At 69.3% G+C, this 20,169-nt stretch carries 22 protein-coding genes and 2 pseudogenes; 10 read left to right on the forward strand and 14 right to left on the reverse strand.

Annotated features, from left to right (window positions below; genetic code table 11):
• Positions 1-90 precede the first annotated feature (90 nt).
• Positions 91-1,521: a hypothetical protein gene (locus AB0H81_RS12150; RefSeq protein WP_358372885.1), complete on the forward strand. Its 1,431-nt coding sequence runs from the start codon at positions 91-93 to the stop codon at positions 1,519-1,521.
• A gap of 143 nt (positions 1,522-1,664) precedes the next feature.
• Positions 1,665-1,823 (forward strand): annotated as a pseudogene (locus AB0H81_RS12155) (MerR family transcriptional regulator); the annotation flags it as partial.
• 434 nt (positions 1,824-2,257) lie between these two features.
• Here the strand turns inward: AB0H81_RS12155 and AB0H81_RS12160 are convergent.
• Together AB0H81_RS12160 and AB0H81_RS12165 are read right to left on the reverse strand one after the other, a co-directional pair.
• Positions 2,258-2,764, reverse strand: a complete 507-nt coding sequence (locus AB0H81_RS12160; RefSeq protein ID WP_358372964.1) for a hypothetical protein — start codon at positions 2,762-2,764, stop codon at positions 2,258-2,260.
• Positions 2,761-3,885, reverse strand: a complete 1,125-nt coding sequence (locus tag AB0H81_RS12165; protein WP_358372888.1) for an epoxide hydrolase family protein — start codon at positions 3,883-3,885, stop codon at positions 2,761-2,763. The genes AB0H81_RS12160 and AB0H81_RS12165 overlap by 4 nt, the downstream gene beginning before the upstream one ends.
• Before the next feature lie 125 nt (positions 3,886-4,010).
• Between AB0H81_RS12165 and AB0H81_RS12170 the strand changes: the two are divergent.
• Positions 4,011-4,603: pseudogene (locus AB0H81_RS12170) on the forward strand (WYL domain-containing protein); the annotation flags it as partial.
• 155 nt (positions 4,604-4,758) lie between these two features.
• A complete protein-coding gene (locus tag AB0H81_RS12175; RefSeq protein ID WP_358372891.1) occupies positions 4,759-4,893 on the forward strand; it encodes a hypothetical protein in 135 nt (44 codons plus the stop codon).
• Here AB0H81_RS12175 and AB0H81_RS12180 read toward each other — a convergent pair.
• The gene (locus tag AB0H81_RS12180) at positions 4,890-5,489 is read right to left on the reverse strand and encodes a DUF6461 domain-containing protein (RefSeq protein WP_358372893.1); all 600 of its coding nucleotides are present in this window, start codon (positions 5,487-5,489) and stop codon (positions 4,890-4,892) included. The genes AB0H81_RS12175 and AB0H81_RS12180 overlap by 4 nt on opposite strands.
• Positions 5,490-5,807: 318 nt before the next feature.
• Between AB0H81_RS12180 and AB0H81_RS12185 the strand changes: the two genes are divergently transcribed.
• The 4 genes from AB0H81_RS12185 to AB0H81_RS12200 all read left to right on the forward strand — a co-directional run bounded on the left by AB0H81_RS12185 (position 5,808) and on the right by AB0H81_RS12200 (position 7,548).
• A complete protein-coding gene (locus AB0H81_RS12185; RefSeq protein ID WP_358372896.1) occupies positions 5,808-6,248 on the forward strand; it encodes an alcohol dehydrogenase catalytic domain-containing protein in 441 nt (146 codons plus the stop codon).
• Positions 6,242-6,817: a zinc-binding dehydrogenase gene (locus AB0H81_RS12190; RefSeq protein ID WP_358372899.1), complete on the forward strand. Its 576-nt coding sequence runs from the start codon at positions 6,242-6,244 to the stop codon at positions 6,815-6,817. Before AB0H81_RS12185 ends, AB0H81_RS12190 begins: the two co-directional genes overlap by 7 nt.
• A gap of 98 nt (positions 6,818-6,915) precedes the next feature.
• A complete protein-coding gene (locus tag AB0H81_RS12195) occupies positions 6,916-7,116 on the forward strand; it encodes a helix-turn-helix transcriptional regulator (protein WP_358372956.1) in 201 nt (66 codons plus the stop codon).
• Between the two features lie 33 nt (positions 7,117-7,149).
• Positions 7,150-7,548 (forward strand): DUF3291 domain-containing protein, encoded by a 399-nt coding sequence (locus AB0H81_RS12200; RefSeq protein ID WP_358372902.1) that lies wholly within the window; start codon positions 7,150-7,152, stop codon positions 7,546-7,548.
• 297 nt (positions 7,549-7,845) lie between these two features.
• On the opposite strand, the gene AB0H81_RS12205 is transcribed toward AB0H81_RS12200, so the two are convergent.
• Positions 7,846-8,310: a hypothetical protein gene (locus AB0H81_RS12205; RefSeq protein ID WP_358372905.1), complete on the reverse strand. Its 465-nt coding sequence runs from the start codon at positions 8,308-8,310 to the stop codon at positions 7,846-7,848.
• A gap of 383 nt (positions 8,311-8,693) precedes the next feature.
• On the opposite strand from AB0H81_RS12205, the gene AB0H81_RS12210 reads away from it, so the two are divergent.
• The gene (locus AB0H81_RS12210; RefSeq protein WP_358372907.1) at positions 8,694-9,539 is read left to right on the forward strand and encodes a winged helix-turn-helix domain-containing protein; all 846 of its coding nucleotides are present in this window, start codon (positions 8,694-8,696) and stop codon (positions 9,537-9,539) included.
• Between the two features lie 133 nt (positions 9,540-9,672).
• Here the strand turns inward: AB0H81_RS12210 and AB0H81_RS12215 are convergent, their stop codons facing one another.
• The 6 genes from AB0H81_RS12215 to AB0H81_RS12240 form a co-directional block, all read right to left on the reverse strand.
• Positions 9,673-10,719, reverse strand: coding sequence for a winged helix DNA-binding domain-containing protein (locus AB0H81_RS12215; RefSeq protein WP_358372959.1), 1,047 nt, complete (start codon positions 10,717-10,719; stop codon positions 9,673-9,675).
• A gap of 5 nt (positions 10,720-10,724) precedes the next feature.
• The gene (locus tag AB0H81_RS12220) at positions 10,725-11,837 is read right to left on the reverse strand and encodes an epoxide hydrolase (RefSeq protein ID WP_358372909.1); all 1,113 of its coding nucleotides are present in this window, start codon (positions 11,835-11,837) and stop codon (positions 10,725-10,727) included.
• A gap of 44 nt (positions 11,838-11,881) precedes the next feature.
• The gene (locus tag AB0H81_RS12225; protein WP_358372912.1) at positions 11,882-12,436 is read right to left on the reverse strand and encodes a hypothetical protein; all 555 of its coding nucleotides are present in this window, start codon (positions 12,434-12,436) and stop codon (positions 11,882-11,884) included.
• Between the two features lie 554 nt (positions 12,437-12,990).
• Positions 12,991-14,256 (reverse strand): threonine ammonia-lyase IlvA, encoded by a 1,266-nt coding sequence (ilvA, locus tag AB0H81_RS12230; RefSeq protein WP_358372914.1) that lies wholly within the window; start codon positions 14,254-14,256, stop codon positions 12,991-12,993.
• 206 nt (positions 14,257-14,462) lie between these two features.
• Positions 14,463-15,008: a BTAD domain-containing putative transcriptional regulator gene (locus AB0H81_RS12235; protein WP_358372917.1), complete on the reverse strand. Its 546-nt coding sequence runs from the start codon at positions 15,006-15,008 to the stop codon at positions 14,463-14,465.
• A gap of 223 nt (positions 15,009-15,231) precedes the next feature.
• Complete coding sequence (locus AB0H81_RS12240; protein ID WP_358372919.1) at positions 15,232-16,089, reverse strand: hypothetical protein; 858 nt, start codon at positions 16,087-16,089, stop codon at positions 15,232-15,234.
• A gap of 296 nt (positions 16,090-16,385) precedes the next feature.
• Here AB0H81_RS12240 and AB0H81_RS12245 point away from each other — a divergent pair, with 296 nt between their 5' ends.
• Positions 16,386-17,327: a DUF5996 family protein gene (locus tag AB0H81_RS12245; RefSeq protein WP_358372922.1), complete on the forward strand. Its 942-nt coding sequence runs from the start codon at positions 16,386-16,388 to the stop codon at positions 17,325-17,327.
• Positions 17,328-17,362: 35 nt separating this feature from the next.
• Here the strand turns inward: AB0H81_RS12245 and mnhG are convergent, their stop codons facing one another.
• The 4 genes from mnhG to AB0H81_RS12265 are packed head-to-tail and all read right to left on the reverse strand — an operon-like array spanning position 17,363 to position 20,133.
• Positions 17,363-17,719, reverse strand: a complete 357-nt coding sequence (gene mnhG, locus AB0H81_RS12250; RefSeq protein WP_358372925.1) for a monovalent cation/H(+) antiporter subunit G — start codon at positions 17,717-17,719, stop codon at positions 17,363-17,365.
• Positions 17,709-17,978, reverse strand: a complete 270-nt coding sequence (locus tag AB0H81_RS12255; protein ID WP_358372927.1) for a monovalent cation/H+ antiporter complex subunit F — start codon at positions 17,976-17,978, stop codon at positions 17,709-17,711. Before AB0H81_RS12255 ends, mnhG begins: the two co-directional genes overlap by 11 nt.
• Entirely contained in the window at positions 17,975-18,589 is a 615-nt protein-coding gene (locus tag AB0H81_RS12260; protein ID WP_358372930.1) for a Na+/H+ antiporter subunit E, read from the reverse strand. The genes AB0H81_RS12255 and AB0H81_RS12260 overlap by 4 nt, the downstream gene beginning before the upstream one ends.
• Entirely contained in the window at positions 18,586-20,133 is a 1,548-nt protein-coding gene (locus AB0H81_RS12265; protein WP_358372961.1) for a Na+/H+ antiporter subunit D, read from the reverse strand. The genes AB0H81_RS12260 and AB0H81_RS12265 overlap by 4 nt, the downstream gene beginning before the upstream one ends.
• Positions 20,134-20,169: the final 36 nt, after the last annotated feature.

A 20,169-nucleotide genomic window follows, 5' to 3' on the forward strand; every position in this document is an offset into this window, starting at 1 on the left:
CGTTCCTCCGCCGACCACTCACTCCTGATCTGTCGCCGTCTGCAAGCGATCGGCAATCAGGAACCGATCCCGGGGGTTTACAACGGTGGCATGATCCCCTACCCCACTCGCGCGCTGCTAGAGCAGATCGCGGCGAACGAAGACAATGTCTACGCCTCCTACTGCCGGCTGATCGAGGCTGCCCTCGCGAAGCAGGCCACGCGTGGCGACGCCTACCAGCGGCTCGTCGTCCAGTGGAGCGAGCTCGGCTTCGTCCGTCGGCAGGAAACCAAGGACGATGCAGCGCGCCGCAGGGCGGCAGAGCTGCCGCAGTTCGTCACTGATCTCAACCAGCTTCTCGCCCCCGCAGCCCCCCAGGCGCAGCAGTCCGCGGAGGATTTCCCCCCGGTGGCGGGGAGCCCGTGGATCAGCCGGTTGCTGAAGCTGGTCGAGGAGCGGGTGGTCGTCCCGATCGAGACGGATTCCCCGGGGGCGATGGCGAGTGTGCACACTTGCTTCGGGGACGAGGCCGCGGCGGCCGTCCCTCGGTTCAGGGAGATCCTCCGGCAACTGCAGGCCATCCATGCCCGCTCGGACGACAAGAGCAAAGGGATGCTCTACAACCCGGCGCTGCCCAGCTCGATGGGGGCGCTCGCGCGGGGCAGCGGCGCGGACGCGTGCATCGACCTGAGCTCCGAGTTCCGCCCGCACCTCGTGTCCGACGTGAAGGCCGCCTCCACACTCGTGCACGAGGGTTCGCACACGCTCGAGGCGAAGCCGACTGTCGACTTCGCCTACCGCGAAGCCCACGCCCACTACTTGCTGCCGCCGAAGCTGGCTCTCCTCAACGCGGCCAACTACGAGCAGGTGGTCATCAACCTGATCGGCGGGATGCCGGGCCAGCTCAACGCCGGTGAGGTCAAGGCGCTGCGGGAGGGCGCCGGCGACTCGCTGGGGCAGGTGCACGCGCTGATGAGCTCGCGGGTGCTCCGTGCCTGGGTCCGCGTCTGGGATCTGATCGGCATGGCCGCGAACGGTCGGATCGCCAAGATCGCCACCGAGGAGCTGCGGGTGCTGCAGTTGCCTTCAGACCCCGGCCTGCTCACCGCTTTGCTGAGAGAGCTCTTCGCCCAGCTCGAAACCCTGATGAGCGTGGTGAACACCTACCTCGTCCTCAGGCTCGGCCCCGAGCCGAGAGGCGGACTCAACCGCGCCCCGGAGCAACGCACCAAGGACGATCCCGGGACGCACCCGCGGCCGGCAACGCCCGACGACACCCAGGACCTGACCTTCGAGTCGACGCCCACCGCGACCACGGTCACCGTCTCCTTCGACTGTGCCTCGAACGGAACCCCGGACGCCCTGGCCAAGAACATCCTCTTCGAGCTGACCAACCGCATCTGCCAGGGCAAGAAAGGCGCCTTCACCGGCCCCGAAGTGGCCCACGTCATCCAGTCGATCCAGCTCACCGACCGTCCGGAGCTCCGTACGATGCTTGACGAGTACTACGGGAGCGTGCGCAGAAGAGAAAAGATCGACTAAGGATGGGATAGCACTGTACTTATGACAGGTCGCATGAGATGGCCCACTGCCTGATCATTCAGAGTCTGTGAAGACAGCCGATGATCGGGCAGTGACCGTGGCCGACTGCCATTGATGGCCTGGGTGAAGATCGCGGGCATCCGATGGGGCACGTTCGCGTGGGCAGGCACGTCTCATTGGTCGACGAACCCCCCGCGGAAGGCCTGCAGTCGTTCGGCGTGGCCGCGCACGTACTCAGGCACTGGGAGTCGATAGGGGTCCTGTCCCCGGCCCGCGTGGAGGGTGAACGCCGCCGTTACGACCGGTCGGACCTCTGTCGGACCTGGTCAGACGCTTTGTCGTGCTGGACGGGTCGTTGGCACAGCCTCGAAGCGTTGCCTGCGGCCGTGGGGGAAGCCAGGAGTCGCGGCATGCCTCCTGATTGCGGACCGGCGGCTGGCGGCGGTGCGCGCTCACGAACGGGCTCACCTACGTGGCCGTCATCACCTGCTCACCGCACTCGCCATCGAGCCACCGACTCAGTGAGCTTCCTCGATTCGCCTAAGTTGCTTAGGTGTAACGAGGGCGCACCGGGGCACACCTTGGGGTGGCGTCTGATGAGCGTGACGCACGCCGACCAGGTTCGGCGCAGCCTGACATGGGTGCGCTCACCGCATCAGCCACCGCGGCGGCGGCGTCACTGTTTGGACCCCGAGTTGGTGGCCGCCGCCGCGGCTCTCGTCCTGGTGGGATGCGTCTACGGCCTCGTGTCGGACGCGCAGGCAGCCGCCCCAGGTCGCTCCGTGGTGGCCGGCACGGTTGCCGCGCCGAGCCCTCCGGATGGCGGGTCGCCTCCGTGGCCCGCTCCGGCCTCGACGTCCTCGTCAATGGGAAGCCGGTCCCCGTGGCGGCCGGTATCGGGGTGGACCCGAAGAGCGGGAACATGTCCACGCCGCACACCCATGACACTCGCGGTGCGATCCACATCGAGACCGACAAGCGGGGTGCGACCTCCACCCTGGGCCAGCTGTTCAAGGAGTGGGGCGTCGCTCTGACCTCCAGCCCAGGCAGTCGCGCTGACGAGATGCACGGTGTTGCGCATCAGGTGCAGCCGTACCACCTGACGCTGCTCGGTCAGCGCCTGGGACTGCATCCCGCCCAGGTGCTCGGTCGCGTCGATCGCCCGTGCCGGCGCGCGCTCCAGAAGGTACTGGCCAGCCAGCGTGGCCTGGTTGAGGCAACGCCGGCTCACCACATCGGTCACCGCAGTGGCCCGAAGAAGGCCTGCAGGTCCGCCGCCAGCAGGGCCGGGGCCTCCATCGCAGGGAAGTGCTTGCCGCGCTGGAACTCACTCCAGTGCGCGTCAGCCGGCGCGGGGACCAGCTTGCGCACCGTCTCGTCCGCGCCGAAGACCGCGAAGCCCTGCGGTACGGCGGGCGGCGCGCCCCAGTCGGACGAGTGCGCCTGCTCGTACAGCGTGTGCGCGGCGGTGGCGCCGGAGCCGGTGAACCAGTACAGGCTGACCGTGGTGAGAAGCTGGTCGCGGTCGACCGGCAGGTCGGTCCACTCGTGGACCTTCTCGGCGATCCAGGCGAGCTGCAGCAGCGGTGAGTCGACCAGGCCGTAGCCGATGGTCTGCGGCCGGCTGTTCTGGATCGCCAGGTAGCCGGAACCTTCCTTGCTGAACGCGTCCATCCGGCTCAGGATCAGCTTGTCGACCGGGTCGTTCGCGTCGAGTCGGTCGGCCATCCCTGGGATGAAGGTGGCGACGTTCGCGGCGGTCAGCGGATCGGTCACGACGTGTACGCCGATGACATGGTCGCCGTCGAGACCGGCGACCATGCCGGACACGCCGGCGCCGACGTCGCCGCCGTGAACGCCGTACCGTTCGTAGCCGAGGCGGCCCATCAGCTCGACCCAGGCGCGTGCGGTGCGACCCATCGCCCAGCCGGTCGCGCTCAGCGGGGTCGAGAAGGCATAGCCGGGCAGCGACGGCGCGACGACATGGAAGGCCTGGCCCTCGGCAGGGTCGACCAGCGGCTCGATCAGGTGCAGGAACTCGGCGACGGAGCTCGGGTAGCCGTGGGTGATCAGCAGCGGCTTGGCATCGGGCCGGTCGGACTTGATGTGCAGGAAGTGGATGCGCTGGCCGTCGATCTCGGTGGTGAACTGTGGGTACCGGTTGAGCTGCGCCTCTTGGGCGCGCCAGTCGTACTGAGTGCGCCAGTACTCGGCGAGATCCTTCAGATAGCCCAGCGGCACGCCGCGAGTCCACTCCGCGCCGGTCAGTTCGCCGGGCCAGCGGGCGTTGGCGAGCCGGTCACGCAGGTAGTCGACGTCGGGCTGGGGGATCTCGATGCGGAAGGGCTGGATGCTGTCGCTCACCGTGCTTCTCCTCGTCAACGGGGCTGGTACGGCCGGGCGCTGCATGAGAGCTCTTGTGCTCACGCGGAGAAGACTAGGAACATCAACGGAAAGGCTCGTTCCTGGATTGTCGTCAGGATCGAAGAATGCTGGAAACTTCGGCGCGGCTGCTGCGCCTGCTGTCCCTGTTGCAGGCCCGGCGCGACTGGACCAGTACCGAGCTCGCGACCAGGCTCAGCGTCACCACCCGTACCATCCGCAACGACATCGGCCGGTTGCGCGCGCTCGGCTATCCGGTCGATGCGCGGCCGGGTGTGGCCGGCGGGTACCGGTCGGCTCGGACGGTGCCCTGCCGCCGCTGCTGCTGGATGACGATGAGGCGGTGGCGGTCGCGATCGGCTTGCGTACCGCCGCGAGCGGCTCGATCGCGGGGATCGAAGAGACCTCGATGCGTGCGCTGGCAAAGCTGCAGCAGGTGCTTCCCTCGCGGCTGCGCCACCGGGTGAGCGCATTCCAGTCGTACGCGCTGCCGATGCCGTCGCGCGGCTCGCAGGTGGATCCCGACGTGCTGACCATGATCGCGAGTGCGTGCCGGGACCATGAGCGGCTCCGGTTCGACTACCGGGCGCATTCCGGCACGGCCAGCCGGCGCTCGGTGGAGCCGTACCGCCTGGTGAACGACCGGCGGCGCTGGTACCTGGTGGCCTGGGACGTGGACCGGGACGCCTGGCGTACCTGGCACGCGGCGTCGGCGAGGCGACCTGGCGATACCGGGCGCGGGTGATCGTGCACGCGCCCGCCTCGTACGTGCGGGGTCGGCTGCCGATCCCGGTGGAGGTGCAGTCCCTGGGTGAGGATTAGTGTGCGTTCGAGCCGGGCTCGGACCATCCGGAGATGCTCGCCCTCTATCTGGGCATGCTGGACGCGGACTTCACGATCGTGGACTCGCCGGAGCTCGTGGGCGCGCTGCGCACACTGACGCAGCGCTACCAGCGCGCGATCGACACCAGCCAGAAGGCGTCCGGCTAGCTGGTACGGCCGTCCGAGATCGCGATCTGCGCGGATCGGCAGGGTTTGCCGAACAGCCAGTCGTGGGTCAGGCGGACGCCCGTCATCCGCTCGGCCAGCGCCAGCGCGAACGCCCGGAAGTCCGTGGCCCGCTTGCCGGAGAAGTCTCCGATGAGATCGTCCAGCAGGTGCGGCTGCTCGCCCTGCCGGTAGAAAGGCTCCTCTCCCCACTCCATGAATTGGAGAATGGTCAGCGGCCGCGAATTCATGTAGTAGTCGAGGCTGTGGCTGTTGACGCCTGAGTAGACGTTGAGGGCCTTGCCTTTCGTGGACAGCGCACGGAGGGTTTCATGATCGGAGCCGGTGTCGCCGTAATCGGGCTCCACGACGACCAGCCAGGAGCCGAGCTGCCCGGCGATCGCGCTGCAGGCGACGCCGCCGGCCTCCTCTCGCGCTTCGTAGCCGGCGTTCTCCGCCTCGACCAGGTCGTATCGCAGGCCGGTGTCCGGGCCGCTGCCGAGGACAACGGCCACCTCGTCGAGGGTGAGTCCCTCGCACCAGGTGATGCACAGGGTTTCGGAGAAGTAGGCGGCGATGTCCCAATAGTGCTCTTCCATGTCGTTCAACGGCATCCCCTGTTCATGAGCGAGCGCCGACCAGCTCGTCCTGGCTGGTCGGCGCCTTGTCGTGAGTCACTCTGGCATTTCGGGTGACGTACGGAAGAGTCTCTGGGGAACTTGGCGTAGCCGGGCCGCAGCTTGGCCGGGGCCTGCTGCGCTGTATGGGGAGATCTCCGGGCATGAGCGGCAGGCGTCGCTCAACGTATCAGCCTGTCGGAAGACGTTGGGACATGTGCCGAAGACGGGCGGGCATTCCGCGGACCTGCAGGGCTGCCTACCGTGGATCGCACCAACCCCATGATCAGGAGTGCTCCCATGCGTGCTGTGATCCAGACCGCCTTCGGCGGTCCCGAGGTGCTGCAGGTCGTCGAGGTCGAGCGGCCCGCACCGATGTCCGGCGGAGTGGTGATCCAAGTGCGGGCCAGCGGGTTGAACCCGGTGGACGCCGCCGTGCGCTCGGGCGCCTACCCCTTGCTCGGCGAGCCGCCGTTCGGCGTCGGCTGGGACATCTCCGGCGTCGTGGTGGAGGCGGCCCCCGGCGCCAGGTACAAGGTGGGCGAGGAGGTGTACGGCATGCCGTTCTTCCCGAGGGTCGCGACCGGCTACGCCGACTACGTCGCCACGCCCTCGCGCCAGGTCGCCCGCAAGCCCGCCGGTATCGACCACGTCCACGCCGCGGCACTGCCACTGGCTGGACTCACGCCTGGCAGGGCCTCGTGGACGCGGCCGGGGTCGGCCAGGATGACCGGGTGCTGATCCACCGGGCCGCGGGCGGGGTCGGCCACCTGGCCGTGCAGATCGCCAAGGCCAGGGGCGCGTACGTGATCGCGCTGGCCAGTGCCGGCAAGCACGAGTTCGTCCGGTCCCTCGGCGCCGACGAGGCGATCGACTACCGGGCCGTCGACTTCACCGAGGTCCTCGGCGACCTGGAGGACATGGTCGACGTCGTCTTCGACTCCAACTCGCAGGGTGAGCGCTCGCTGGCCGTCCTCAAGCCCGGCGGCGTGCTCGTCAGCATCATGGATCACGCCAACGCTGAGTTGGCCGCGAAGGTGGAGGCGGCCGGCCGGCGCTTCGCCCGGGGGCTCGGCGAGCCCGACTACGCGGCGCTGGAGGCCATCACCGAGCTGGTCGAGGCCGGCCGGCTGCGCCCGTATGTCGAGCAGACCTTCCCGCTGGAAGAGGCGGGCAAGGCGTACGAGGTGCTGGAGTCCGGCCAGGTCCAGGGCAAACCGTACATCCTGCGCGCCTGGCTGGAAGAGCAGCCCGCGTCCGCCCGAGGCTGGTCGGCCGCGCTGTGTGACTCCGCGGTCGTGCCGCACTGACCGCGATCCACGACACTCCCTCGGCGGCATGGACGGTCGAGTCGCTGGCCGTACGGTCCGGCCTGTCCTGTGCCGCCTTCGCCAAGAGGTTCGCCGCCCTGGTCGGCGAGCCGCCCATGGCCTACCTGACCCGCTGGCGCATGACACTGGCCGCCAGACTCCTGCGGGACTCCGACATCCCGCTGACCACCGTCGCCGCGCAGACGGGGTACAGCACGGAGTTCGCCTTCGCCAAGGCGTTCAAGCGGGAGTACGGCATCGCCCCTGGCGCCCGGCGTCGCCAGGTCAGAACCGCGTGACCCGCTCTGTCTCTCATTTTCGAAAGGTTCCTGATGCCCACCGTGCCCTGGACCCGTGTCGGCGTCCCCGCCCACCCTGAAACGTTGATCATGGCTTCGCGGCTGGAGGTCAGGTCGTTGCGTCAGGTGCCGGGATTCCTCGTGGCCTCGTTGAGGCTGCTCCGCCAGGCCCGGCAAGCGCCTGGCGCGCTGGGGGTCTCCTTGAAGGCCGAGCTGCTCAAGCGCACCTTCTGGACTGTCTCCGCCTGGAACGACAAAGCCGCCGTGTACGCCTACTCCGCCGCCGAACCGCACAAGTCGACCATGCGGCGCCAGCGTGCCGTGATGAAAGAGTCCACATTCGTCTTCTGGACGCTGCCCGCCGACCAATTGCCCGTCGCGTGGGATCAGGTGCGCGAGCGCATCGCCCACGAACGCTCCACCGGCTCGTGAACACGGAGGACCCCGCTTCGATCTGCGTGAAGCGGGGTCCACGGCGAGGTGTGATCAGCAGAACTGAACGGTCCGCAGACGGCCGACGACGTGCCGGTACGTCACCGACTGGCCCGGCGACAGGTGCGGGCCCCCGGCCCGGGCACGGCGCTCCGCCCGAGGGCGGCGCCGCACTGCCCCGGGGGCCGAGTCGAGGGTGCGGCCATCTCCCTCGGCCAGGGCATTCGCCGCACTTGCCAGACGCTCCAACTGCCGACCCCGTCCTGGCTGCACGGCGGCGACTGCACGTTCGGTGCGCTAGGCGGCGTAGAAGGACTTGCCGCATTCCAGGTCCTTCAGCGCCGCCTTGATCTCCTTCTCCAGGTACGGCTTGGCCTGCTCCGGCTTCAGCGGCGGCATCAGGGCCGGGGTGCGGCCCTCGGGCACCTTCGGCAGCGGGCGCTTGCGCAGTTTCTTGGCGACCTGCGTGGCCTGCTTCGTGAACGCCGACCGACCGCGTCCGGCCAGGGCCGAAGGCCTGGTGTCGCTGATGCCCAGGCACGCGCCGAACCGCTTGCCGAGCTGCGCGAGCCGCTCGTCCTTGTCGAGAGTGGCCACGGATTTGTCCAGTGCCGCGTTGAGCTGGGTGAGGTAGTCGCCCCGCTGCGAGGTGACGGTGAGACCCAGGTGCTTCCCGGCCGCCTCGGCGAAGCAGGCGTCGTCGGCCGCGCGCCACTTCTTGAGCTCGCCCGCCGGCATCGCCATCAGCCTCTTGTTGTTCACGCTTTCCCTGGACACCGGGTTGACCGGCGGGTCACGCGGATAGACCAGCTTGGACCAGGCGCCGAACCCGTAGGCGGCCTCCGTCTCAGCAGGGGATCTGCATGCGGGACGCGTTCGGTGCGCTGCGTCGGGGCTCGTACTTCCCGGGCTGGTTGCTGGAACGCAGGCGGGTTCCTGCAACCGCATAACCATGTCCAGGGTTGATAAGGTTTGTGGCCTCGGTGCCGGTGGTGCCTGCCAGGGGGAGCATCATGTCGGGGTCGCGGGTACGCCTGGGGAAGCTGGATCGGCTGCGGGTTTCCGCGATGCCTCATCCCGGTGCGACGCTTTTCTCCTTGCTGTGCGACGTCCTCGGTGGACGGCCCCAGGGGGTGCCACCGAAGATGCGCGCACGGCTTCGCGTGGCGGTGCCCGAGAGCGCGGCGCGGTTGCTGCGTCCGCTGTTCGTCCCGGGGATCTCGTACGTGCCCGACGGCCTGGCGCCTACCCAGCTCCTTGCTGACGAGGGGGTGGACCGGCAGTTGGAACGGATCCGCGATCTGCCGCGCGAGGCCTTGCGGGACGAGATCGTGGACGCCTTCCGCCGCGAGGGCGGGATGCCGCGCAGGTGGGAGCCGGTCTGGTACAGCCCGGACCGGTACGCCACGGCCTTCGCGCAGGCGTACGAGGCGCTGTGGAGGGTTCACGAGCCGATCTGGCGGCGTTCGCGGCTCAGGCGGGACAAAGAGGTCGAGCGCGTCGGGATCGCGGCGGTCACCGGGACCATGGAGGTCGTGTTGTCCGACCTGAACGCGCACTGGCGCATGTCCGGAACGGATCTCCACTATGTCAGCGGGAAGCTCGGTGACCATGACCTCGGGGAGCGGCGTCTGGTCCTGGTGCCCATGGTGTCGGGTACGAACGCTTCGGCGCTCGGTCTCAAGGAGCCCGATCCCGTGTGGATCGGGTATCCGGTCCGCGCGCTCTGGGATCGGGAGCAGCCGCTCCACGGCCCGAGCGACGCGTTGAACGCCGTCGTCGGCGAGGTGCGGGCCGAGATCCTCCGGCAGTGTGCGCGCCGGCCGACCATGGGGGATGTCGCCACCCGCCTGAGTTGCGCACCCGGGACGGTCACGTACCACTGCCGGCAGCTCGAGGACGCCGGGCTGCTCACGCGTGAGAAGCGCGGCAGGCAGGTCCGGTTGTGCCTGACGGATCGGGGGCAGGCCCTCCTCGATCTCCTGGCATGAACAGGCTGGGGGAGTGGGGCGTGCGGTAGCTGCTCGGCTCGGCTCTGTCCGTCGTCATGGGGCTCGAGCCGGTGGACGGGCGGGGCCGATCATCAGGATCGCGCCTGGCGACGGCCGGTGTCTCGGCCCCCCTTCACCCAGGCCGGATGTCGAGGAATCTGCGCAGCATCTCGGCCTCGGGCTCTACGGCGTCGCGCTCAGCCGACGACAGCGGCGTGAACGGCTCGACGTGGATTCTGCCGGCACGCAAGCTCCAGACACCACGCCACATGCCGTCCACCAGCAGGGTGCCGGTCCTGGCGCCGTTGCCCGGAGGCAACGGTACTCGGCGCTTGCCCGTGATCACCCGTGACCGGTCCGCGTGCGACAGCAGCAGGTTGTCGTACTCGGGCAGGAAGCGGGGCGGCGCGGGGGTGTCCGGGTCAGGCCTCGGTGCGTCGGGTAGGTCGAACAGTTCACGTCCTTCCTCGTCGCGGAACCGGACGAGGTCGAGCCGCTCGACGATCTCACGCAGCCGGCTCAGCCCGGACCAGCGCTGCACGTCGGCGACGCTCGCGGGACCATATCCGTTCAGATAGCGGCGCACCAGATCCTCGGCTTGCGATTCGGGATTCGGACATCGACCGAGAAAGGTCTCGATCGTGCTCCACTCCGCCCGACTCGACCGGCCCCACAGGCCGCGTGGCGGGACCTGGACCACCGCCAGATGGTGTGTGGCCGCATACGCCAGCACCTTCGGATCAATGTCGGGCCAGCGTTTCGCGAGGGCCTCCCCCAGCTCGGCGCGAGTACGCGGCTTCTCCTCCAAGAGGGTTCGGGCGTGCCCCAGCAACTCCGCCTGATCCACTCCATTGAGACGGCCACCGAAGTGGGCGGCGAAATCCCTTGAGTGCACCGACTCGAACAGTCGGTACCAGCCGAGGCAGTCGCGGGCGCTGACCAGGTGCACGGTGTTGCGCATCAACTGCGCGCGTACGGCGGCCCGCTCCACGGTCAGCGCGGACAACTCGGCCGTTTGGAACCCCACCAGCCGCGTCCACAGGCCGACATACGGCGCGAGCGGAGCCTGCGACTGCATCCCCGCCAGATGCTCGATCGCCTCCAGCGCCGGCAGCTCAACACGCTCCAGCAGGAACTGGCGCGCCAGCGTGGCCCGGTTCAGGCCACGCCGGCTCAGCATCTGCGTCACCGCAGACCTTCGAAGAAGGCGGACAGGTCCTCGGCCAGCTGCTCGGGCGCCTCCATCGCCGGGAAGTGCCGGCCGCGGTCGTGCTCCACCCAGTGTGTGCCCTCGGCAGGGTCGATCAGGCGCCGCACCGTCGCGTCCGCACCGAACACCGAATATCCCTGCGGCACCGAAGGCGGGGCGCCCCAGTCTTGTGAGTGGGCCTGCTCGTACAGGAACCGGGCCGCAGACACGCCCGTGCCCGTGAACCAGTACAAGCTGATGTTGGTGAGCAGCTGATCGGTGTCGATCGGCAGGCTCGTCCAGCTGTCGAAGCTCTCCGCGATCCAGGCGAGCTGCATGGCCGGAGAGTCGGTCAGACCGTACCCCATGGTTTGCGGGCGAGTATTTTGGATCGCCAGGTAGCCCGAATCGTTTCGGCGGAAGTCCTCCATCCGCTGCAGGGCCAGCTTGTCGATCGCATCCTGCGGATCCAGCTTGTCTGCCAGCCACGGTACGAAGGTCGCGCTGGCCGCTGCGGTGTACGGGTCGGTGACGATGTGGACACCGGCTACATGCTCGCTGTCCAGCCCGCCGACCGTGCCCGAGATGGCGGAACCCACGTCACCGCCGTGCACGCCGTAGTGCTCGTAGCCGAGCGTGGCCATCAGTTCCACCCAGGCGCGCGCGGTTCGGGCCATCGCCCAGCCGGGCTCCCGGACCGGCGTGGAGAAGCCGAACCCCGGCAGGGACGGGATCACGACGTGGAAACCGCGCTCCAGCAGGTCTGGTATCAGCTTTTCGAACTCGACGAACGAGCTCGGGTAGCCGTGTGTGATCAGCAGCGGGAGCGCGTCCTGCCGGCTGGACCTCACGTGCAGGAAGTGGATGCGCTGGCCGTCGATTTCGGTGGTGAACTGCGGGAACCGGTTCAACCTTTCCTCGGCGGCCCGCCAGTCGTATGCGGTGCGCCAGTACGTGGCCAGGTCCTTGACCCGGTCCAGTGGGATGCCTTGGCGCCGATCGACGCCGCGCATCTGGTCCGGCCAGCGGGTATGGGTGAGCCGGGAGATCAGGTCGTCGAGGTCGGACTGCGGAATGTCGATCTGGAACGGCTCGATCGGTTTGCTCATGTCCTTCTCCATTGACGTGGTCTTGCTGTGGGCCCACTTCTTGATCAGCGCGCCTGACCGAACTGGAACAGGAGGGGGCCGTCGAGCTTCCACCCCGGCTCATCAGCCAAGATCTTCTGGGTGTGCGACTCGATCGCGAGGCGCCACTTGTTGTTGTTCGACAAGCGGAACACCTTCACCTCGCCCCCGGCGGCGGCCGACCCCGGCGCATAGCCGAGAATCCCCTCATACCGGAAGTCGCCCGAAGTCACGAGCTTCTCGCGTTCCGCGATGGAGCCCGTGACGATGTAGGACGCCTTCTTCTCCCAGCGGAGCCTGAACAGCGGTCTGCCGCCGGGGAAGGGGGTGCGGGAAATGTAGGAGAGCGGGGTCTGCGTCATGGACCAGCCGTGCTTGGCGATCGCGTTCTGCCTCTCCGTCTCGCTGGCGGTGTAGAAGAACCCACCGTCCTTGGTCATCAGCTCATATACCTTCACCCGCTGCTCGGCGACGCCGGTGGCGGACCCGGCCGCGGTGGCGGAGGCTTGCGTGGCGGCGATACCGAGGCTCAGCGTCGCACCCAGCGCCACCGCCAGCCCGAGGCCGACGGGGCGGGTCATGCGGCCGAATGACAAGGTCATTTACTCGAATCCCTTCGATGAACCGGACACAACGCGTGAGAAGCTAGCAACGCGCGCAAGCACCCGGGATTCATTTCGATCATCCTCAAAGCGTTCGGCTTCAGAGCACGATGAACTCGCCCTGGTGGGTCCAGATCCACCGGTCTGGTGGGTGCTCGCCGTCCCCGGGCGCTGCCGGCCCGGCGTGGCCACGATCGCATGGAGGCCGTCCGCCTCCCGGCGCAGCCATCCATCAGCCACCAGCCGCTGCAGCCGTGAACGCATGCTCTCCATCTGCGAGCGGGTGTCCGGTGCCGATGACCTGGACGATCTCCCGTGCCCGCATCGGCTCATCGGCCGTGGCCGGCAACGCCTGTCGGCGTACGTCTTCGTGTGCAGAGCCCTGAACGGGTATTCGTGCGGCGCGTCGGGTGCCTTGACCGTGATCTCCAGTTCGCGCCCGCGGCCTGGCCAAGCCGCTGGTCCTGCGCGGAGCCGAGGACACGGACACCACCGTGGGCGGGCCGACGGACACCGGTCTCGCGATCAGAGGATCAGAGAAGGAACCTGAACAGCGGGCTGCCGCTGTCGATGCGCTCGATCCGCGGCGGTGCCTCGTCCATGCGGGCCAGCAGGCCGGGCAGGTCGGCGGGGCTGGCCAGCTCGATGCCGACCAGCGCGGGCCCGGTCTCGCGGTTGCTGCGTTTGATGTACTCGAACAAGGTGATGTCGTCGTTGGGGCCGAGGACCTCGTCGAGGAAGCGGCGCAGTGCGCCGGGCTCCTGCGGGAACTCCACGAGGAAGTAGTGCTTGCGCCCCTCGTGGACGAGGGAGCGTTCGACGATCTCGGCGTACCGGCTGACGTCGTTGTTGCCCCCGGACAGCACGCACACCACGCTCGCGCCGGCCGGGATGTCGAGCGTCTCGGGACAGCCGAGGGCGGCCGTTGCCAGCGCCCCGGCCGGTTCGGCGATGATCCCGTCGGATTGGTAGAGCGCCAGCATCTCGCTGCACACCCGGCCTTCGGGCACGGCGACCATCTCCACCTCCGCGGCGGCCACGATCGGCACGGTCACGTCGCCGGCGCGGCGCACGGCGGCGCCGTCGACGAAGGTGTCGATCTCGGGCAGGGTGACCGGGCGGCCGGCGAGCAGGGCCGCCGCCATGCACGCGGCTCCGGCCGGCTCCACCCCGATGATCCGCGTCTGTGGGTGGTGCTTGCCCAGCCACGCCAGTGTGCCGGCCAGCAGACCTCCTCCGCCGACGGGGACGATCACCACGTCAGGGGCATGGCCCAGCTGGGTCACGGCCTCGTGGACGACGGTGCCCTGGCCGGCGATGGTCCGCGGGTCGTCGAAGGCCGGGACCAAGGTCGCGCCTGTGCGGGCCACGTCCGCAGCGGCGGCGGCGGACGCCTCGTCATAGGTGTCGCCTCCCAGCACGATCTCGATCGCCGAGCCGCCCAGAGCCGCGATCCGGTCCCGCTTCTGCCGGGGAGTGGTGCGCGGCAGGAAGACCCGGCCGTGGACGCCCAGCGCCGCACAGGCGTAGGCGACGCCCTGGGCGTGGTTGCCCGCGCTGGCGGCCACCACGCCCGCCGTGCGCGCGTCGTCATCCAGCTGCGCGATCAGGTTGTAGGCGCCGCGGACCTTGTAGGAGCGCACGGTCTGCATGTCCTCGCGCTTGAGCCATACGTCCGCGCCCCGCGATTCGGACAACCGCGGATTGCGCTCCAGCGGCGTCGTCGTCACCACGCCGGCCAGACGCTGCGCCGCCGCTTCCACGGCCGCCGCGTCGACCAGCGAAGCCTCTACCGTCATGTTTCCTGTTCTCCCAGTTCAGAGCCCACGCGCCGGAGCGGCGGTGGTCAGGGTGTCCCGCAGCGTTCACCGAACCGCACCTGAAGGAACGCAGACAGTCGCAGGCCGGACGTCATCAGCAGCCCCGACTCCACCCTATTAGCCCCGAACAACTGCTCTGTTGGAGCTCATTGCTGCCTAGGATTTGTCGTTGCAATTTTCTTGTGTCAAGGGGTGCCGAGTCGTTGTGTGCGGCTGAGCGGGGCCGGTTCCACATCGAGCTCCCTCATCGCCTCGGCATAGAGCCGGTAGCGTCTACGAGCCTCACCATGGCGGCGAGCCCCGGTCAATGTTCGAACCAGGTCCAGGTGGGCCGCCTCGTCGTAGGCATCCCGTTCGAGCAGTCGAAGCAGGTAGCGGACCGCTCTGTCGGGGTCATCGGCCTCCTCCGCGCGTGAGGCCAGTTCTCGAAGCAGGGCCTGGTGTACGGCGCGGGCCTCTTCACGCAGAGGCTCCAGCCACTCGGCATAAGGAGAGTCCTCGCAGACATCCCCGGTGTAGCGAGCTTCAGCCGCGACAAGGTCCCCAGGGCCGAACTTCCGGTGCGGATCCAGGACCGAGCGCACGGTGGACAGAGCGACCGAAAGCCGGTTGGAGCAGGACGCGGGGTCCTCGCCCGGCCAAAGGATCTCCATCGCCGCTTCGCGGGCGACGGGGCGGCCGCGCTGGCACGCCAGCCAGGTCAGCAGGTCGCGCGCCTTACGGACTGCCATTCGACTGCGCTGCCGCGGCGGCTGACCCGTACCGCACCCAGCATGCAGAACCGCACAGCGCCATGGTCAAGGAGCGTGATCGCGCGGAGCAGGCCGGCGCCGGAGCTGTGCGGCCCGCGGATGCGAGGCGACGTCAGCGGCTGTCGGGGCCGCTGACCGGCACCGCATGACCGGCCGGGCCCCGCTGAACGCCCGGCCGGAACCTACGCCACCGGCAGCACGCTCACCCCGGCGGCACCTGACCGTTCTTCGCCACCGGCACACCCAGCTGCGCCGCACCCGTGAGCGTCGCCCGCTCCAGCGGCAACGACCCCAGCACCGGGTTCAGATGCCGCAGGCTCAGCGTCACCGGCGCGATCGCCGGAGCGACCACGTCGAACTTCTCCAGGTCCACCCAGCGCACCACCCGCAGCACTTCCGGCGGAATGACGTCTCCGCCCTTGTGCATCGGCACGCACAGCTGACGGGCATCGGTCACCCGCACCGTCGCGGGGGGAATCTGGTTGGTCAGCACCGGGTTCAGCTGCCTGAGGTTGAGCGCCCGGTTCATCGGCGTGTTCGGAGTGATCCCGTAGCACAGCAGGTCGATGTGCCGCACCAGTTGCATCACCTCCGCGGGCGGCGCCAGGCCGTTCTTCGCCACCGGCACGCACAGCTGCTCCGCCCGGCCCACCACGACCTCCGTACGCGGCAGGTCCTGCAGCACCGGGTTGAGATGGCTGAGCACCAGCGCCCTGCCGGGCGCCGGGGTGACGACCCGGTGGCCGGCCAGGTCGACGAACCTGACGAAGTCCAGCACCCCGGGCGGCGGGATCACGTTGTTCTTGGCGACCGGTACGCACAACTGCTCACGCGCGCCCAGGGTGACCTGCTCGATCGGCAGGCCGTCGAGCACCGGGTTGAGGTGCCGCAGCGTCAGCCCGACGGCCGGCGGCTGGTACGGGTCGGTCTTGAAGCACTCGAGGTCGAGGTACGACACGAAATCCTTCGGCATGGGCAGCGCCAGCGCAGCGGCCGGCGGCGCGGCGACAAATGCCACGATGACAATTCCCAGGGCCACGGATAACGCGCGCCGGATCATCGGCCTGACACGCCGGTGCCAGCTGACGGGTCGGTCCGCCGTTCCTCCATCGGTTGTGATTCCTCCTGGTCACCCCTCACTGTCCGCGCATTCCCGTCGGACAATTCGGGCGGTGCGCTATTCGGGCCGTTCCGTCGCCGGCGCCCAGCCCCCGCCGGCCCCACGGTGGCGACGAGCATGCCGAGAACCTGCACGGCGACGAGGAAGTCCCCCATGCTCATCGTGCGGCCGGCCTCCCGAGTCGAGTTCCCGCCCTCGTGCGGGTAGCGCCGGAGATGGGAGGGAACGGTGATGTCATGGAGCTGCTCGCCGTCCCGCCACTGGCCGAGTGGCGGGACACCAAAGCAACGTTGCACCGGTTCTGCCAGGTAGTGGGCAAGATCCGGCTCGCCTCGGCGGTCCGGCGCAACCACTGGTGGAACGTACCGTTCCATGTCACCGGGCGGGGCATCACCACCCGTCCGATGGGACAGTCCGACGGCAACCCGATCTTCACGATCGACTTCGACTTCGTCAGCCACCGGCTGGTCGTCACCACGGTGGACGGCAGGGCGGTCTCGCTCGCGCTCCACGGCCAGTCGGTGGCGTCCTTCTACCACGGCACCATGGGAGCCCTGGCGGCCCTGGACGTGCGGGTGGACATGACCGTACCGCGGCCGTTCGACCTGCCCGACTCCAACCGGCCGTTCGCTGACGACACCGAGCACGCCGCCTACGACCCTCTCGCGGTCACCCGCTACTGGCAGGTCCTCAGCCAGGTGAACCTGCTGCTGGAGGAGTTCGCGGCGGACTACTCGGGCAAGGTCAGCCCGGTGCACCACTTCTGGCACACCTTCGACATCGCCTGCACCCGCTTCTCCGGCCGCCTGGTCGAGCAGCCGTCCGAGGCCGACCCTGTGACGCGGGAAGCCTACTCCCACGAGGTGATCAGCTCTGGTTTCTGGTTCGGTGACGACGCCTTTCCCGAGCCGGCCTTCTACTCCTACACCGCTCCCGAGCCCGACGGGCTCGACAGCGAACCCCTCAAGCCCGAGGACGCACGGTGGATCACGCAACGAGGCGGCCACCTGGCCGTGCTGCGCCACGCCGACGCCCGGGCCGAGCCCGACCCGCGCGTCGCCGTCCTCGCCTTCTACGACAGCGCCTACCAGGCCGGGGCCCGGCGCGCCGGCTGGGACATCGCACGGCTCTCCTGCCCGGGCGGTGTCACCGATCCGCGGTTGAGCGCCGGGAGGTGATGGCCGTCCACTCCGACGGCCGCACCTTGCCGCGGTCACCGGTCCTCGATCCGGTCGGCGTGGGTGGGGAGTTCGTCGACGACGAGCAGGTCGGGGCGTAGCTGCCGGTCCCGGTGCGCGGCGCGGCCGACCATGTGCGCCGCGACGGGTGCGGTGGCCAGTTGGAACGCGCCGATCAGCACCAACGTGGTGATGTCCACGCCGGCGCGTAGCCGCAGTGCGCAGCCGAGCAGTACCAGCAGCAGACCGAGTACCTGGGGTTTGGTGGCCGCGTGCATGCGCGACAGCAGGTCGGGAAATCGGATCAGGGCGACCCCGGCGGCGAGGCTGAGCAAGGCGCCGCTCACGAGAGACGCCGCGGCGGCGGTGTCGAGGATCGTGTCAAGGCTCATTGCGGCGGCTCCGGGTGGCGAAGCGGGCGACGCTGACCGAACCGGTGAAGCCGAGGATGGACAGCACCACGAGTACGGGAAGCGCGGTGGCGTCGCGGCTGTAGGCGGAGTCGGTGGCGATGGCCGCGATGATGACGGCCAGCAGCACCTCCGTGGCCACCATCCGGTCGAGCACGGACGGGCCACGGATGACGCGGACGAGGGCGAGCATGCCCGCGACGGCGAGCAGGACGGTGACCGTCACGGCGACGATGGTCATGCGCGTGGACCTTCCGGATCGGCGGGTGACTGAAGACCGGCGGAGACGAGGTGTCTTTCGGCGTCCGAGCCGATCGCGGCGATGATCCGCGCTTCCAGGTGCCAGACGCTTCGACGGAACCGCTCGGCCTCGGCGCGGGTGCGCACTCCGAGAACGTGGACGTACAGCGTGCCGGTGGCGCGGTCGACGTCGATGACGATGCTCCCGGGGACCAGGCACAGGGCTTCAGCGGTGAGGGTGAGGTTGAGGTCGGAACGCACTTTCAGCGGTACGGCGATGATCGCGTTGCGCGGAGTGTGCCCGATCCGGAACGCGAGCGTGGCGACCTGAAGGCTGGAGACCACCAGGTCGAGCAGGAAGCGCTGGGCGAAGCGCAGCATGCCCAGCGGGTGGACGCGGCCGGCGAAGGTCACCGGCGGCAGCGGGAACGCGGCGAGGACGACGGCGGCCACGGCCAGGCCGCTGATGACGTTGGCCCAGGTGAAGGAGCCCCACAGCAGAACCCACACGGTGACGAGGAGGGTGAGGGCGATCAGCCGGTTCCTGCGCCGGTCACGCCGGGTCAGCGGTGCCGGGGCGGCGTCGCCCGGCGGGGTGAGGCGGGGGCTCATGGCGCACCGTCCGGGTAGACCGCCCGCACGTACGGGGTGCGGTCGAGCAGGTGGGCGGCGGTCGTGCCGCTCAGGTCGAACAGCGGCCCGGCGACCGCGGTGAGTCCCACGCCGCAGATCACCAGGGCGGCGGTGGAGGCGACCATCAGCCGGGGCAGCATCACGCCCGGACGCTGAGCGCTCTCCCGTACCTGGCCGGCCTGCTGCGCGCGGTCGGGCATGCCGGTGTGCGGGGCGCGCCAGAAGGCCAGGTTCCACACCCGGGCGATGGCGTAGAGGGTGAGCAGGCTGGTCAGCAACCCGCCGGCGACCAAGGCCCAGGCCAGCGGGCGGTCCTGCTCGATCCCCGCCTGCAGGAGGCCGGTCTTGCCGAGGAAGCCGGAGAACGGCGGGATGCCGGCGAGGTTGAGCGCGGGGACGAAGAACAGCACCCCGAGCAGCGGCGAGAGCCGGGCCAGGCCGCCGAGCCGGTCCAGGGAGGTGCTGCCCCCGCGACGTTCGACCAGGCCGGCGACGAGAAAGAGCGTCGTCTGGATCACGATGTGGTGCACCACGTAGAAGATCGCGGCGGACAGGCCGACGACGGTGGTGAGCCCGATTCCGAACAGCATGTAGCCGATGTGGCTGACCAGGGTGAAGGAGAGCAGTCGTTTGATGTCGGACTGCGCGATCGCGCCGAGGATGCCGACCAGCATGGTCAGCAATGCCGCCACCAGCAGCAGGTCGGCCGCGCGCCCGCCGGGGAACAGCAGGGTCTCGGTGCGGATGATGGCATACACGCCGACCTTGGTCAGCAGGCCGGCGAAGACCGCGGTCACCGGCGCCGGGGCGGTGGGGTAGCTGTCGGGCAGCCAGGCCGACAGCGGGAAGGCCGCCGCTTTGATCCCGAAGGCGAGCAGCAGCGTGCCCTGCAGCATCAGGCTCAGGTGGTCCGGCAGGGCGTCGAGCCGGCCGGCGAGTTGCGCGAGGTTGAGGGTGCCGGTGGCCGCGTAGACGAGCCCCAGGGCGGTCAGGAAGATCATCGAGGACAGCAGGCTGACCACGACGTAGGTCGTGCCGGCGCGGATGCGGTTCTCCGTGCCGCCCAGGGTGAGCAGCACATAGCTGGCCACGAGCAGGATCTCGAAGCCGACGTAGAGGTTGAACAGGTCCCCGGCCAGGAACGCGTTGGCCACGCCGGCGGTGAGCACGAGGTAGGTCGGGTGGTAGACCGACAGGGGCGTCTCCTCGTCGCCGTCGGCCAGGCCCTGGCCGATGGAGTACACCAGCACGGCGAGGGTGACGGCGGCGGAGACGACCAGCATGAGCGCGGCGAGCTGGTCGGCGACCAGGACGATGCCCAGCGGCGCCGCCCATCCCCCCACTCCGACGACCAGCGGTCCGCCCAGCGACGACCCGACCAGCAGCACGGCGGCGACCAGCAGCGTCGCGCCGAGCACGGTGAGGCTGACGGCCCGCTGCGCGCGCGGACGCCCGGCCAGCATCAGCGTCACCGCCGCCCCGAGCAGCGGCATGACGACCGGCAGAGGGACGAGACCCGTCATCACGGTGGCTCCGTCACCTCGCCGCGGCGGGCGGGC

This window comes from Nonomuraea sp. NPDC050691, from assembly GCF_040654455.1.
Lineage (GTDB): Bacteria > Actinomycetota > Actinomycetes > Streptosporangiales > Streptosporangiaceae > Nonomuraea.